General features: G+C 38.6%; 16 protein-coding genes. 4 read left to right on the top strand and 12 right to left on the bottom strand.

Features of this window, described 5'->3' with window-relative positions:
* Positions 1–46: 46 nt before the first annotated feature.
* The 4 genes from AKG37_RS17545 to AKG37_RS17530 form a co-directional block, all read right to left on the bottom strand.
* Positions 47–1,087, bottom strand: coding sequence for an NAD(P)/FAD-dependent oxidoreductase (locus AKG37_RS17545; protein ID WP_060699998.1), 1,041 nt, complete (start codon positions 1,085–1,087; stop codon positions 47–49).
* 153 nt (positions 1,088–1,240) lie between these two features.
* The gene (locus AKG37_RS17540) at positions 1,241–1,870 is read right to left on the bottom strand and encodes a rhamnogalacturonan acetylesterase (RefSeq protein ID WP_060699997.1); all 630 of its coding nucleotides are present in this window, start codon (positions 1,868–1,870) and stop codon (positions 1,241–1,243) included.
* A gap of 151 nt (positions 1,871–2,021) precedes the next feature.
* The gene (locus AKG37_RS17535; protein ID WP_060699996.1) at positions 2,022–2,486 is read right to left on the bottom strand and encodes a DUF6884 domain-containing protein; all 465 of its coding nucleotides are present in this window, start codon (positions 2,484–2,486) and stop codon (positions 2,022–2,024) included.
* Positions 2,487–3,032 carry a VanZ family protein gene (locus tag AKG37_RS17530; protein ID WP_060699995.1) on the bottom strand — a complete coding sequence of 182 codons (546 nt, stop codon included), beginning with the start codon at positions 3,030–3,032 and terminating at the stop codon, positions 2,487–2,489.
* Between the two features lie 173 nt (positions 3,033–3,205).
* Here AKG37_RS17530 and AKG37_RS17525 point away from each other — a divergent pair, with 173 nt between their 5' ends.
* The 3 genes from AKG37_RS17525 (at position 3,206) to AKG37_RS17515 (ending at position 4,517) form a co-directional block, all read left to right on the top strand.
* Positions 3,206–3,784, top strand: coding sequence for a TetR/AcrR family transcriptional regulator (locus tag AKG37_RS17525; RefSeq protein WP_060700047.1), 579 nt, complete (start codon positions 3,206–3,208; stop codon positions 3,782–3,784).
* A 72-nt stretch (positions 3,785–3,856) separates the two neighbouring features.
* On the top strand, positions 3,857–4,201 hold the full coding sequence (locus tag AKG37_RS17520) for a DMT family transporter (protein WP_060699994.1): 345 nt from the start codon (positions 3,857–3,859) through the stop codon (positions 4,199–4,201).
* A gap of 1 nt (position 4,202) precedes the next feature.
* Positions 4,203–4,517, top strand: a complete 315-nt coding sequence (locus tag AKG37_RS17515; RefSeq protein ID WP_060699993.1) for a DMT family transporter — start codon at positions 4,203–4,205, stop codon at positions 4,515–4,517.
* A 54-nt stretch (positions 4,518–4,571) separates the two neighbouring features.
* On the opposite strand, the gene AKG37_RS17510 is transcribed toward AKG37_RS17515, so the two are convergent.
* The 7 genes from AKG37_RS17510 to AKG37_RS17480 all read right to left on the bottom strand — a co-directional run bounded on the left by AKG37_RS17510 (position 4,572) and on the right by AKG37_RS17480 (position 12,450).
* Positions 4,572–4,859: a hypothetical protein gene (locus AKG37_RS17510; protein WP_060699992.1), complete on the bottom strand. Its 288-nt coding sequence runs from the start codon at positions 4,857–4,859 to the stop codon at positions 4,572–4,574.
* A gap of 7 nt (positions 4,860–4,866) precedes the next feature.
* Complete coding sequence (locus AKG37_RS17505) at positions 4,867–5,586, bottom strand: class A sortase (RefSeq protein WP_160316328.1); 720 nt, start codon at positions 5,584–5,586, stop codon at positions 4,867–4,869.
* Positions 5,587–5,664: 78 nt separating this feature from the next.
* Positions 5,665–6,723 (bottom strand): WxLIP family cell surface protein, encoded by a 1,059-nt coding sequence (locus tag AKG37_RS17500; RefSeq protein WP_060699990.1) that lies wholly within the window; start codon positions 6,721–6,723, stop codon positions 5,665–5,667.
* A gap of 46 nt (positions 6,724–6,769) precedes the next feature.
* On the bottom strand, positions 6,770–7,525 hold the full coding sequence (locus AKG37_RS17495; protein ID WP_060699989.1) for a WxL domain-containing protein: 756 nt from the start codon (positions 7,523–7,525) through the stop codon (positions 6,770–6,772).
* Between the two features lie 6 nt (positions 7,526–7,531).
* A complete protein-coding gene (locus tag AKG37_RS17490) occupies positions 7,532–8,293 on the bottom strand; it encodes a WxL domain-containing protein (protein ID WP_060699988.1) in 762 nt (253 codons plus the stop codon).
* Positions 8,274–8,693: a hypothetical protein gene (locus AKG37_RS17485; RefSeq protein WP_060699987.1), complete on the bottom strand. Its 420-nt coding sequence runs from the start codon at positions 8,691–8,693 to the stop codon at positions 8,274–8,276. The genes AKG37_RS17490 and AKG37_RS17485 overlap by 20 nt, the downstream gene beginning before the upstream one ends.
* Positions 8,686–12,450 (bottom strand): pectate lyase-like adhesive domain-containing protein, encoded by a 3,765-nt coding sequence (locus tag AKG37_RS17480; RefSeq protein ID WP_060699986.1) that lies wholly within the window; start codon positions 12,448–12,450, stop codon positions 8,686–8,688. The genes AKG37_RS17485 and AKG37_RS17480 overlap by 8 nt, the downstream gene beginning before the upstream one ends.
* Before the next feature lie 350 nt (positions 12,451–12,800).
* On the opposite strand from AKG37_RS17480, the gene AKG37_RS17475 reads away from it, so the two are divergent.
* Entirely contained in the window at positions 12,801–14,303 is a 1,503-nt protein-coding gene (locus AKG37_RS17475; protein ID WP_060699985.1) for an AcpB/EbpR/MafR family transcriptional regulator, read from the top strand.
* A gap of 146 nt (positions 14,304–14,449) precedes the next feature.
* Here the strand turns inward: AKG37_RS17475 and AKG37_RS17470 are convergent, their stop codons facing one another.
* Entirely contained in the window at positions 14,450–15,262 is an 813-nt protein-coding gene (locus AKG37_RS17470; RefSeq protein WP_060699984.1) for a leucine-rich repeat domain-containing protein, read from the bottom strand.
* Between the last annotated feature and the right edge of the window lie 128 nt (positions 15,263–15,390).

The following is a 15,390-nucleotide window of genomic DNA, read 5'->3' as shown; positions in this document are numbered from 1 at the left end:
GTGCTGCCCACCATGGCAGCACTTCATTGGTTGAACTGGATGTTCATTAACGAGCTCCAGCTGTTTGTAATTCTTTGTTTTTCTCCTTAAAGCGTTCATTATGAGAAGACACGTATGCCACTTTTTCAGCTTCTGGTTCGATGTAAAGCTTTGCGCTATTGAGTGCATTTACTCCGTCAACAAACGTACCTGCAATTAAGCGAACCTTGCTTTTATGTGTACACAAGTCGCCTACCGCATAAACACCCGGTAAATTGGTTTCCATTTTTTCATTAACCTCGATCAGTCCCCATTCACCTTGCTTGAGACCCCATTCTGATAGAACGCTTAAATCGCCTTTCATCCCGTGATTGACGATAACAGCGTCTGTTTCCAATCGTTCCTTTTCACCAGTCTCTATGTTTTGAATGGTAACAGCATCAATTTTGTCTCCTTGACCATGAAGCTCCGTCAGTTCATGCGGTGTTAAAATTCGTTTGCAAGTTGCCTTCATGTTGGCGACGTTTTTCTCATGTCCTCCAAACATGTCACGTCGATGCACGACGGTGACACTTTCAGCAATCGGAACAAGGGCATTTGCCCAGTCAACCGCTGAGTCGCCGCCTCCAGAAATCACAACCCGCTTCCCTGCAAATGTCTTGAGTTCCTGTACTGTGTAATAAAGGTTTGTCACTTCATAGCGGTCTGCATGCTCGATTTCAAGTTTCCGCTGAACTGGAATGCCGTGACCCATCGCTAATATAAGGGTCTTTGTCAAATGGCGATCACCATTTTCAGACGTCAGCAGGATATGATTATGCTCATCTCGCTCGAATGACGTGATTTTTTGATTCAGTGCAATTTCTGGTTCAAACGTTTTCGCCTGCGTTTCCAGCTGCTGAATCAGCTGTTCTCCTCTTGTTGGCGGTAAACCGCCTACATCCCAAATGACTTTTTCCGGATACAGAAGGATTTTTCCACCAAGGCTTTCGTTGTACTCAAGTACCTTAGTCTTTAAGTCCCGCATCCCACTATAAAAGGCGGTATACATTCCTGCTGGACCGCCGCCGATAATGGTGACGTCAAACAATTCAAGCTGATCTGTCATTTGAGTCCCTCCAGTGTTTCATCGATTGATCTATTTATTAGTGATATTGATTCTCATTATCATATATACCTATTGTAGTCTACTCTGGTGAAGGGAATCAATAGCTTTCTGCAAAAAAAGAACAGGACGAGCGCTCACTCGTCCTGTCATCCATCACACAATGGTTAAACCAAGGTCTTTTAATTCAAGAGAAACAAGTCTTGCAATCGCATCTGCACCTTCTTTTGTAAAATGCGTGCGATCCTCAATGCCTGTTGACAGCATAAAGTAAGAGGTCGTTTTCTCTATGCCGGAAACTTGATAAAACTGAAGACTTACAGTATTTAAATCAACGAGTAGAACCTCTTCTTCATCGGCTAGTTCTTTCATAGCGGCACAGTAATCAGGGAAATCATTGATAAATTCTCCGTCTTTTTCATGAAAACGTCCGACTGGAGTGAGTAAAAGTGGTGTTGCCCCTTTTGCTCTTGCTCCATGAATATATTGAGACAGGTAGCTTTTATACGTCGTGAAAGGATCTGTATGCCGCTCAGGCTTCTCCTTTGAAGCATCATTGTGTCCCATTTGTGTGAAAAGCCAATCTCCTGGCTGAATGTCAGCCAATATGTCATCAAGGCGTCCTTCTTCAATGAAAGTTTTTGAGCTTCTTCCACCAATGGCACGGTTGTCGACGTTAACGCCGTTCGCTGTATAGCGGTGTAAAAACTCTCCCCATCCTCCTTGAACAGGACGATCTGGATAAGATGAAACGGTTGAATCACCAGCTAAATAGATGGTTGTCATGTTCATACGCCTCCTTTTTCATTGAGCCACTTTACCCGAGCGATACGGATATCCTAGTGACTGCTGAAAAAATATGGAACAATCAGCATCGCTACTTCAATTATTCTCTTTTTCATGGTCAAAACCCTTCTTATCGGTAGATGTGAATGGTTTAAATATGCGGCGGAAGTTCTATTTTTGTCTCGACTGCTTGCTTTAAAGCCTGAAGCATGTAGCCAATTCCTTTATATGGAGCCAGCGGATAAATCGCTTTTTGATGAGGATGTAATAAAGGGTCGATCACCTTTCGATATTTCTTCCCGCCTAGCACCACCAGTTCATCATATGCGAGAAGATTTTTTTCATGAAATTGCTGGCTCAGTTCTTCTCGTGTCATCTGTTCAGCATGCGGTGTACCAAAAGCAACATCATAATTTTCATGTATGATATCATCTGCCTTTAAGAATCCGTGCTTCGCTGATAAGATCAGCCAGTCTGAAAAAAAAGTTTTAGCATAGCTTTTTGTACGCTGATGCAAGGGACTTAAATAAACAAGTTTCGCCGGCTGACTTCCTGCCTCTGGATTGACGTCCCAAATTTTCTTCGCGCCACATGGAATGATACAAACTCGCTTCACTCAGGTTTTCTCCTTCCTTTTTCGATAGATCTGATAGACGATACAGCCTAACACTGTGCCAAGTGTATTTAGGAGAATATCATCAATATCGCTGCTTCTTGTAATCATACCAGATTGCGAGAACATCCATTGGAGCATTTCGATCATTGTTGACAGGAAAAAGCCACTAAGAATTGCCTTTTGCCAGCGCATCGTCCGAAAGACTTGGTAAAGAAAAAAACCGAGTGGGACAAATAACAATATGTTGCCTGCCAAATTTAAAAAGACGAGATTTGGATAACCGTGATGGTAGGCGTGTAGATTTTGATAAATGGATTGCAAAGGCATGAGGTTGACACTCACCTGATCCCTTGGGGCGGAAAAACGATTTGGGAAGACCGTCAAATATAATAAAACATTCGTATATATAAATAGACTGGCAAGAACCAACTCTGTTCGTAAATAGATAAAACGTTTGTGCTTCTTTGCCTGTCTGTATCTCATATGTAAATATAGCGGGACGAGCAGGAGGAAATAAACAATGGAAAACATAGCACTGGATGTCATACAAAGAGCTGCCCCTTTCTCACATGATGCTTGACCATATTTACAGCTTATTCAAGCTTTCTCCCATCTATTCATCACTTATTCTCACAATGAATGAAGGGAACATCATATTGACAAATCGTCATTTTTTCGATAAACTGACTGACATTCAGTCATTTAAGGTCGGTGATCATGTGTCAAAACGAGAAAAGATTATGCTTGCTGCGATTGATGCGTTTAAAGAAAAAGGCATTGAAAAGACGACCATTTCGGATATTGTGAAAGCAGCAGGAGTAGCGCAAGGAACGTTTTATTTATATTTTCCTTCAAAGCTTTCCGTCATGCCTGCGATCGCTGAACATCTGATCGCACAGATGGTGCCTGCGATTGAAAAGGAATTAACTCAGCATGCGGATGTCCTTGATCAAGCAGATGCGCTTGTTGAATTCATCTTCTCTTTTACAAGGCAATACCGTGATGTCCTTGCTCTAACCTATTCAGGCTTAGCCGCCACAGAGCATTTAAAGGAATGGGAAGATATTTATGAGCCGATCTACAAATGGGTTGCTGCTTTTCTAGAAAAAGCAAAGCAAGATAAACGAGTCCGTGCGAATTTGAACTGTCATTACGCGGCGAAATTCATTATCGGTTTACTCGAATCGTCTGCTGAGCAAATGTACTTATTTACGGAAACAGATACAGAAGAGGTTCTGATTCAAAAGCGAGAGGTGAAGCAATTTCTTCTTTACGCACTTGGCATAGAGACACCTTAACTTAGTACAGCACTTGCTGTACGCTCTTTTTGGCTTCAAAATGACGAATCGTCAGTTTTAGGAGGAAATCGCATGAAAAAAAGCTGGATGTATGTTGCACTCACTTGTTTATTCGAATTACTTTGGGTGTTTGGTTTAAATAGAGCAGATGCGTTGTGGGAGTGGGCCATCATTATCTGCCTGATCCCCGTTGATTTTTATTTTTTAATGAAGGCCTGCGAAAAGCTGCCGACAGGGACCGTGTACGCCGTGTTTGCCGGTGTTGGAACAATTGGGACATCTTTGATGGATTATGCGCTGTTCGGCGGTTCATTTTCATTAGAAAAGCTCTTATTTATGGGCATTTTAATCCTTGGAATTATTGGACTGAAAGTGTCTGATGGAGCTGCGCATGAACAGAAAGGAGAAGCGGTTTAATATGGGTTGGTTTTTTGTATTGTTAGCCTCTGCCTGCGAAATTGGCGGCACCATTGGCCTCAATATGTTCAGTAAGAAAAAACAAATCACGACAGGTATACTTTTTGTCGGCGGGTTTGCCTTGTCCTTTGTGTTTTTATATGCCTCGTTCTCTTCCGTCCAAGTGTCCGTCGCTTATACGGTCTGGATCGGGCTTGGAACGGCGGGCTCTGTCTTGTTTAATATGATTTTATTTAAAGAGCCGAAAAACATGATTCGTATTCTGAGCCTGCTGCTGATTGTGATTGGTGTGGTTGGGCTGAAGCTGTTTGCGTGATGTGTGAAATAAAAGAGGCTGTGGGTTCGTCCACAGCCTTTTGATTCCTTAAATTCAATGATACACCACTTCTTCTTGTAACATTTCAATAGCGTAAGGAACACACTCATTATTATCTAGAAGTAAATAAATCACAATTGGATTTTGTTTGTTACTATTTTTTTGGATAAACAAAACACAAACAAATGATTCAATGTCTTTTGGCAATTTCTCTTTAATAAAAGGATGCAGCTTTGATGATATTCTTAGTACCTCTTTATCTACTAACCACTCATCATGACGAAGAGCAGGATAATATTCGTTGATAAAATGTTGAAAAATATCAATATCATTTGAACACAAACCTCATTCAGCTCCTTTTATACAGGAAATAACTAAGGATTAAAAAGGCAAACATCAGCATAAAGACTAGTAAGAGGATTTGATTGTCTGCTAGCGTTTCTTTCATTTGAAACTTGGTTTCTTCTTGTTTAAATTCTTCATTCGTCACCTTGGAATGCTTCACTAGCTTCGCTGTAACCATTAAACGATGTGTCGTTGTAGTTGGAAGGTCACAGGTGATTAAGGTTAACCGAGCATCTGCCGTCTCTTGTATCACATCAATTTGAGATTCATCTATGGTACTGATGTCTGTGACTTCATAAGTAAATACTTGTTCCTTATTTGTTATTTTGATCTTGTCCTGTTTCTTTAGTTTTAAAAGTGGACCAAACAAGAGATCTTCATCTCTCATATGATGGCCAACTAAAGGATAATTTCCTTTTCCCATTTGCTGATCTTCTCTCATAGTCGCTGCACCTGCGAGCAGGTTAGATTGATTGACTCCTTTAAGGATTGGCAATGTGACTTGGAGGCGCTCAATTTCTAATTGACCGATGACAGCACTCTTCTTCACTTGATTGCCATACTTCATAACATCTAACAGTGATGGCGTTTCGACTGCTTCAAAATGATAGGAAGCTTTTTTCTGCATGTTTACTTTCAACTGCTTAGCAGAAAAATGATTGATATGAAACATCAACACATTCTTGCTGATCAAAAGATTTTTTATTTTTGGTGCATTGATCAACGTGATACCTGCTATTACAAGAACAATCATAGTAAAAATAATGAAATGATCTTGCCACTTCTTGACTCTCATCTTCCGCTACGCATGAAAGGACGACTGATTCTCTTCATCAGAGTGTATATTACGTTTTCTCTTTTTTCGAATAAATAATAGCAGAATCCCAAGAGCAATCATGATGAGACCAATTCCAAGAACAACATACATCCAGGTGTAATCTGTCTCAATCGTGACATCTTTTTGATTTAGTTCTTTTGCAATTTCCGCATCTATTGTAAAGTCCTTCGTCCAATGCCATGTTTTATTCATCGACTGCGCCGTCATATCGAGTGTATATGTCCCTGCCTGCAATTTCTGTCCATTTAATGGAACTGGAAAGCGGAAGTGTGAATTCGGTGCCATTTGCATGTCTTTCTTATCTGCTTGATAAAGTACCTCACGACTCCCTTTTTCCATAATCTTTGCCTTCACACTCATTTTGTTCACATACATCGGTTTAACATTTTGAATCTCTGCTTGAATGACATTGCGTGCATTCAGCTGACTTGGCTCAATCTTGTTTAATTGCAATTTTGGTATAATCTTTGTGCTGTTCCCACTTAGCAAAATGGCAACGACATATGAATACTTATTTTCAATTGACAGGCTAGCTTCTTTTTTGTTTTCCTTCGGCTCTTTTTCTTTTTCTTGAAGTGTAATCCCTCCAGCTAACCATCCATCAAAACGCTTCTCAGGTGCAGTTAAATGTAGTGATAATATTTTTTTCCCTTTTGCAGGAATGGTCACATCTTTATTCGTTTTAATTAAATTTTCCATTTTATATTTCAATGTCGAATCTTTTTTTTCTTCTGTTTTCCCATATTCTACTACACCATTTACATTTGTCGTGGCTGTATGCACCTGCGGCTCTATTACAATTTGCCGATTGGTGTCATTTCTCAATAAAATTTGTAGTGTTTGTTTTTGTGAAGGTTTGACTTTTAAATCAAAATAAGATTTTGATTGATCTATTTGGTTGCGTGGGATGACGGTTGTAACAGAAAAATTAAGTTCTGACGCCTTTACTTGTTTCATTTGTGAGACATCTATGATGGTGAACAAAAACACTATCATGCATACGATTTTCAAAATTGATTTCATCTCAAGTGCACTTCTTTCTTTGGTTGATAAAAATACACAGAACAACTTATAATTGACCTGTGTTATCGTTAGCTGGGACATCGGTCAATGTCCATGTGAATGACGTTTTATAAGCTTCTGCCAGCTTTGTCGTGGAACCTGGAACTTCTAGCGAAATGCTTTCACTTTTTGTCTCGTCTGTTCCAAAGGCATAGACATATGTGCCCGCTCCCTCACCATTTCCAGCACTCACCACTTGCTCAGCTGCACCAGTACCATCCGGCGTGAGGCTGAATGTGTCTTTCAATTGGGATGGCTTTGGTGAAGTAGAAATTGTATTGATTTGAGCTTGTTTAAATGTAATCTTTGCGCCTGTTAGTTCATGTCCCGATGTGGAAACAAATTGTCCATTTTGTTTTACTTGAAGAGACCATCCCGTTTCTGTTCCTCGGTTATCCGTGACTTGAACATAGTTCGGTCCCTCTGATCCTCCAGTAAACGCTTGGGCTTTTGCATCATACACTTCATTTTTAGTTGAAATTTTGTTTTCACCAAAATGAAGAGAAGACGCATAATCAATACTCAGAGGCCCTGCTGTCTCTGGGTTTGGTCCACTCGGATTTGTCGGGTCAATTGGTGTAACAGGATTCTCTGGATCTGGATTGCTTGGATCCACAGGTGGCGTGACATCTTGACTTGGTACAAAATTGACCACCGCATCAGAATCATATGTTTGGCCTTCCGCAAAAACAGGGTGGCTATTCAGTAGGATTCCACTGAATATAGCCACTGTGATAACAACAACAAATCTATTTTTTTTCATCTCTTTTTATTCATTTCCTGGAATATCAGATAATGTCCAAGTGAGCTCTGTTTTATATTTCACTGCATCCTTAGGTGTTTTCCCAGGAACAGTCAGTGTGACGGCTTTATTTTTTTGTAAGCTTTCTCCGTTCACATCTACCGTCTCAACAGTTCCAAAACGATCAACCCATGTTCCTGCACCTGCTCCAGTTTTCGCAGACATGACATTAGATACTGCTCCACTTGGATCAAGAGTAATATCTGAAGTAGTTGGTTCTGCAATAGCTTCTGCGTTACTTACTGCTTGTCCCGATACCAGCTTAATTTCTGCACCAGTGAGCTCCTTGTTCTGTGTCGCATCATTTGAGAGCTGCCCTTCCTGCTTAACTGTTAAAGTCCAGCCTGCGTTACTTCCACGCTGATCTGAAATTTGAACATAGTTTGGGACACTTCTGCCATCTTCTAACCCTTGAGCATTTGCAAAATAAGTTTCGTCTTTATTTGTAATTTTATTTTTTCCAAAGTCTAAGCTAGATGCAAAATCTATACTTAGTGGTCCTGCTGTCCCTGAATTAGGGCCATTTGGATTTGTCGGATCGACCGGCATTACTGGATTGTTTGGATCTGGATTCGTTGGATCGATTGGGGATGTAGGCTCTGGGTTTACCACAAACTCTACAACACCGTTTGATTTGTATTCCCCACCGTCTGCAGCAAGGGCAGTTGTTGTACCAGTTGTAAATAATAAAAGTGCTGCTGTGATTGAACTAGCTTTCAAATATTTCATGTTCATTTCTCCTTTTTTGTTTTGATACTTTGAAAATCATCAAAAATATGATCGAGATAAAGATGAATCCCCATCCAACGACGAGATAAATAGACTCTGTTTTGTCTCCCGCTTTTGGTAATACTGGGTTGGCTGGATTGGCTCCATTGGCCTGATTATCTTGATTGGATCGATTGCTCTGAGGTGCTTTCTCTCCCTGCTGATCCGTTTGGTTGTGCTGATCTTTAGACTGTTCCTTTCCATTTTCCGGTTCATATGTCCCGTAGAAATCCACTTGTCCATTTGATTTATAACTTTGATCTGCTGCATAAATGGTGTGAGAACTTAAACCAAATGTGAAGCACACGATAAATATCACAATGACGAATCTACCTTTAGACAATAACCATCTATTATCCATTTCCCGGAACATCCTGTAATGTCCATTCAATGATTCCGCTGTAGTTTGTACTTCGTGCTTCACCGGCTTTAATGTCAAGTAAAAGTCCTGCCTTGACTCCTTCCCATTCAGACGAGATATTCAGTGGATTATGATCCACGCTCTTGTGCCGATAAATGATCACATCACTCGCACCTAATACTTGGTCTTGTTCAGCTTGTCGATAAACTAGTGCACTTGGCAATGTATCTCCATTACTGCTTTGTAACGTTTTCAGCATACGCGCTGTCACTTGCCACTCTGATTTCACTTTTCTTGTGTCCTGTACAGCTAAATCATCATCTTGATGAACAAGAGGATATCTTTCATTCTTTGGCGAAATTTTTAATTGTTCACCAAAAGAGAGCATTTTAGGAGCCGATACGAAATCTAATATCCCCAAAATCTCACCCCCTGGATTCTCCACTTCATTTGATTCGACTGTGATTGTTTTCAATTCTTTCTCTGGATCAATTGGTCCGAGTGTAAATTCAGCTTCTTGCGGTATTTCTCCTGTAGCTGAAGCTTTATTTTTAATCGTCTGCTCTACTGCGCTTTCGTTCACCTTTGCTTGAAACACCACATTTATTTCTTCTTGTGATGACAGGTTGCCAAGCTCAATCTGAAGCTTTTTCGTTCCTTCATCATAAGAAAACTGAGAGGAATTGATCGCTTCTCCATTTACCTGGATAGAAGATGGAATGAAATCTAATCCCTTACTTAATACATCTTCTAATATGACTTTTTTCCATTCTGTTTGAACATCTGCTGATTTGTTGTTCTTCACATTTAATGTATAGGTAAGGATAGAACCAACTCTTGTCACTTGATTCTCATTATTGACAGATACAGACTTGGTGACAGTGTTTTCATCTGGCAGAACATCCTTCACCTGAAAACGGGCTGCTTTTTTAAATGTTGTATCATGATATTGTAAGTCTTCTGCTGGATTGGTATTGCCCTGACTGCTGTTAGTAGATGGCGGGTTTTTGATATTTGCTGCTTCTCTCGCTTCATCTGTTAAAAATACTTGGACATCATCATTCTTCTGTAAATAGGCCGGTAAATCGAACTGCCAATCTCCTTGGTCGTTTACCTTCGCGCTGCCTTTGATGGAAGAGCCATTTACCTTGACCGTTACAGTTGCTCTAGGTTCACCAGTTCCAGAAATTTGTTTTGTTGCATTCGTTATATTGTTGGCATTCGTTATGACAGCCGAATTTGGAGGTGTCACATCAACGACTGTTGTTTTTGATACCTTCAGGTCGTCTGGTTGACTCAGTCTTGCTTGCGGTGAGGTGGGATCTTCCTTTCCTCGCCACGCACTGATCACTTCAACCTGATCACCTGCATGTAACAGCTGCTGATCTGGAAGATCAATTTTAAATAAACCTGCCCGCTCTGCATCTCCATAAACACTCAGACGATTTTCACTTCCATAAGTTTTACCAATCAGTTCATACTTTGTACCATCAACTTTCGTCACTTCCACTTTGACATATGCTTCATTTGTCCAAGCATCACGACTATCTGAATTTCCAACTGGTACAGAGACATGACCATAGATGGAATGATCTGCATTTGTTGGTATCCTTAGATCATCAACGATCGCCCTAGCATTATTCCCACTCATTCGAGAATATAAAGTTGCCCCATTTACACCATAAGAACTAGATGACGTATTAAATTCATTTTGTATATTTGTAGAGACAATTGTTGAGAAATTCGAACCGCCTAATTGATAATCAAAGTTAGACCAATGCCTGGATGGATCCCCATTCAAATTACTCCCTTTTGGCCATACAGCAAGATCTGAATTTGTTGATGTAAAGCTTGAGCTGCTATTAAGTTGAAAAATAGATCCTCCGCCACTTCGATTATTTCTAAAATCATAGAATTTTGAGGCATCTACTTTGACAGTCGCATGTCCAGCATTAAATATGCCATTATTCATACCGCTTGTTCGGCCTTCTGCTATGAAAGTCGTTCCTCGGCCGGCTTCAATGCTGCCTCTGTAACTTTCCATATCAATAGCAGGACCATTGTCCGCTTGAATATTCATGATAGAGTCTTCATCTTGAAGGTCAAAGATGGCATCATTTCCAGCGGTGAATAGGATGCCTTGATTTGCTGCATCGCTTCCGCCATTTTCAGGTGAGCCATTACCAGCATTTTTAATACTGACCTTTCCACCGCTCCTCACAATAAATTTGTTATTGTCGCCGTACATTCGAACTGCCGGCGCATTACCACCAGTTTTATTGATATTGATTTCTGCATGATCTGTTACATTAAAGGTCATATTACCTGATAACCGAAACCTTAATGTGGCACCTAAATTATTGGCATTAGCATCAGAACGTAAGTTTAACTTTGAGTTACCACTGACATTAAAAACGCCGCCACTACTATTCATTAACATTGCGGTTGTCCGTTTACTGTGTACATTGATTTCAGCATGGTCTGTGATATTTATGACAGCACCGTCACCAACCAATGAAATAAGTGCCCCGTCATCTCCGGTTCGGTTTGAATTTCCTTCTACTTTTAGCAAGGTGTTTTGACCAGTTACATGAAAATCTGTTTTGGCGTTCATCTGCATAGCCACATCATTTTCGCTATAAAAGGAAACTTGAGATCCTTCACTGATTTGGACAGTAGAACCATCTATGTCAGTGTAATACAACACATTTGAACCATATGCATTCAAAACGGCTCCATTCTTTATAATGAAATGCTTTGCAATAAACGCTGTATTTGTTGTGTTATAGGTGTTTTGCCCGCCATCAAATTGAATTGTCCCCTGCGGAAGATCGGCCAGTCCTGAAGTCGATCCATCTACACTTTCAACGTTTTGAAAAACAACCTTCCAGCCGGCACCATTGCTAATAATCGTTGATGTCAAAATAGGGATAATACCCGTTTTTTTGACCTTTACATTTTTCATTGTGAATGTAGCATCTGATACTTGTCCTAATGTCAAAGCACTTAGTGTCCCAAAATCAATCGTATGACCATTGCCGTTAATTGTAATGTCCCTTCGGTAAGTGCCTAAGCTGATACCAAAACCTTTGGAAATACTTTTGCTAAGCGAAATCACATGTACAGCTGGATCATCGAGGGCTTGTATAAATTCACTCCAGCTTGAAACGATCGTTCCTGCATCCTCTGATTCTGTCGATAACGCTTTAAGCGTTGAATTTTGCACCATTTGTTGTTTAATTGGTGCCAGCTTTGTTCCCTCATTTATTTTGAGTTCAGCTGTCTCTTCTTTTTTCTTCTCGACGTTAATCACCAAAGGGGGTGATTGATACATTGTATTTTCTATTACTGCTTCAGCCGTTAAGCTGTAAGTTGAGGCTTTACTCAATTTAAAAGCCATGAAGACTTTCCCTAGGGCTTTCTCTTCTCCTTCGCCTTTTAAGGAGGAAATTGTCACTGTAGATGAAGAAGCGTCCCAATTAAATTGGACATGTTCATTCCTTTTATCCTCTTTCATTTGTTGAAGTGAAATGAATAAACCATCAGGTATTTTCACTTGAATCTTTTGATATATTGGATGAAGGATGTCCAATGTTGTATCAAATGAATCCCCTTCATTGAGCTGAACTGAATCACTCCCCCATGAAAGGTCCCCTTTATTCGAATCTTCACCAACAGCTGCTGCTGAGGGTATTAACTTCTGGGTGAATATCATGATGATGATCATAAAAATGCTAATAGCCTTACGTTTATTCACTCCATCCTCTCCTTTGTATTCTCAAAAGTGCCGACTAGAAAAGTTTATTACCTAGCACCTTTCATTTATCATAGTTTAGTTTTGTTTGTTCATTTTTTTTTTTTTGTCAAAATTGAATGCAAAATTCCACGCAATTTATTATAATAAATCAACATTTCTCCACAATTGGTTAAACACGACACACATAAAAGCGATTTTACACCTCATTTCCGTCCAAATTTTGCTGTTTTTATTTTAAAAACTGCTGCATTCTTTTTATTTTTTAAAACAAATTTGATGCGATAAAACAATACATTTATTCAAATTTCAATTCTGATTCTGATGGAATTTGTTGGAGGAGCTTTATTTTTATGAAATTAATAGATTCTAAGTCTAAGAGAATGATCAGCATTTTAAAATTACTCGTTTCCCAAAACAAATGGTGGACGATTCAGGAATTTGTCGATCTCGAAATTGGATCTTTCCGTGCCATACAACATGATTTGGAAATCATGAAAAGTTATTTAACTGATGATCATGAACCACTTTTACAATTTCAGCTAAGGAAAGGAATCAGCATTCGATTTTCTCAGCGGCTTCAAGTTGATGACTACATCAGGCAAATCTTGCTTGAAAATACAACCATTCAATTAATGACTGGCATTATATTTGAACCTCCGAAGCCATTTGTAGATTGGATGAATGATTTAAATGTTAGTCGATCGACTTTATATTCAGCGATTAAAAAAATTAATGAGGAATTAAAAGAGTATGAAATAGAATTGAGGTCCGATACGATGCAATTTCATGGAAACGAAAAAGAGATTCGACGGTTTTTCGTCGAATTCTCCTTTGAAATCTATGGAAATCATTACTGGCCATTTTTGCGAATTGAAAAACAATCTGTCTCCGCTTTTCTTTCAAAACTTTGTGAACTTTTTCATGTCAACTTACCAGAAATAACGATCAATAAATATTATTTTTGGATAGCCATTATTATTCAACGTTTAAAAGAAAATCAAACGATTCATCCTGTTAACTATTCAGCTCATTTGAAACCAATATCATCAGAATATAAAAAAATATGGGAATTGCTTCAGGACTGCTACCATGCTTTATATGAAGAATTCTTCAAGCAATTTAAGATAAAGATTCCCCATCCAGAATTAACTTATTTTCTAATCTTTATTCCAATGGTGGGAAACTTCAAATCCATTTACACTATCCAAGAAAATGTTAATTTATTGTACCTTTATTTTCCTGATCTTTATAATAGAATTCAATGTTTTATACAACAATTAGATAACATATATTCTCAAAAAGTTGGCAATCGTCAAGAGCTTACTCTCCAATTAATGCAATTTTACTTAAGTACAAAGGAATTAAAAGGTGATGGTGAATTCATCTTTAAAACAAAAAGAAAACTTTTGGAACAGGTTAAGCTCCGCCTGCCCTATTTTTATAAACGAATGACTCAGTTGATTCAGTTATTGAATGCAGATGATCTTCTAGCATCTTTTGTAAATAATCAAGATAGTCTCATCTGCCTTATTACCTCAAACTGGAGAGGACTATACTCATTAGAATTACAGAGAAAACCTGCTGTCAATATGTTAATCACTTCTTCATTAGGAAATAATCATACATTGTTGATCGCTGATTTAATGAGAGAACATATACCACATCATCTTCAAATCATTACGAATTACGACCAATCATTAGATGAACAGTTTTTATTAGACCAGCAAATTGATTTGATTATCACCGATATTGGATTACCTAAAGACGTGAATTTACCGATCATCAAGATCAGTGCTTTTCCTACACAAAAAGAATTTGAATGTATCAACAATTTAATCATGGAACTGTTCTGATCATGGCTATGGATGAAGTTGTTTGCGTGATTGAATAACAAAAGGAAAGGACCATTCGGTTTTGAAGTAGAAAATATTATTATGGTACTAGCCATTAAATGAGCAATAGAAAAAGCAATGGAATTGATTTTCCATTGCTTTTTAAGTTAATTTATATACTTTTCTTGGTACGCTTTAAATTGTTCTTCGTATTTTTGCAACTTTGCCCCATCAACTTTTGAATTTAATTTCGGTTTTCGTTTTCCAATCACCATCACATCTTTATCGACAATAGGACTTGATAAAAAGATGTATGGTGCAAAACGATCACACTTAGTATTTGGGAGGGTTACGGATAACCTGGCATATTCTTCTGTCGGGAATTGGTTCGAAATTTCAAGTTCCTTGAGTCCCTCTAATTCCGATATTGGCTCTAAAGACTCATCCTTCACTTTTATATTTGATAAGCACAGATATTTTAAATTCTTGAGGTATCTTAAAGGTTGAAGAGTATGTAAATTTAATGAATTCCAAACCCCGCCTGACAATTGCAGCAATTCTAAACCAGTGTTTTTTTGCAAAGGGGCTATGTCATTCAACTTTGAAAAATCTGTTATGGATAAAGATTTTAATAACGTGTTTTTTGATAAATCCCATAAACTTTGTGCCTTTGTATTCCATTCAAGTGCCAATACCTCAACATCTTTAAGAGAACTTATGATTGATAAATCTTCTACTCTCAGTTCATGCACAAAGAGCATTTTTGGATTAACTAAACTCAAGATCGTAGTGAATTCCTTTTGGTCCACTTTGTAAATCCACAATTTCGTCAGGTTAGAAAAAGATTTCAACCTTTCAATGTTTATTGTTTTCCCTGTAATTAACAACTCAGTGGAATTTTCATCTACATCGGCTAAATCATGAACAACTTCTGGTCGTTTATCATGACGAAAAATATATTGGGGGTCTTCTTTTAGCATGCTTTTACCTCCACACCTATAATTAAGAAATATCTAAATAAATTTTATCAGTATTTTGGAGTCAACACATGATTATCTTTAGTACTTTCTAATATTTCTTCTGAAGAAACAGGGGAAGGGATAAAAAC

The sequence above is a fragment of the Bacillus australimaris genome (assembly GCF_001307105.1).
Classification (GTDB): Bacteria; Bacillota; Bacilli; order Bacillales; family Bacillaceae; genus Bacillus; species Bacillus australimaris.
This window is presented reverse-complemented; position numbering and strand designations above follow the sequence as displayed.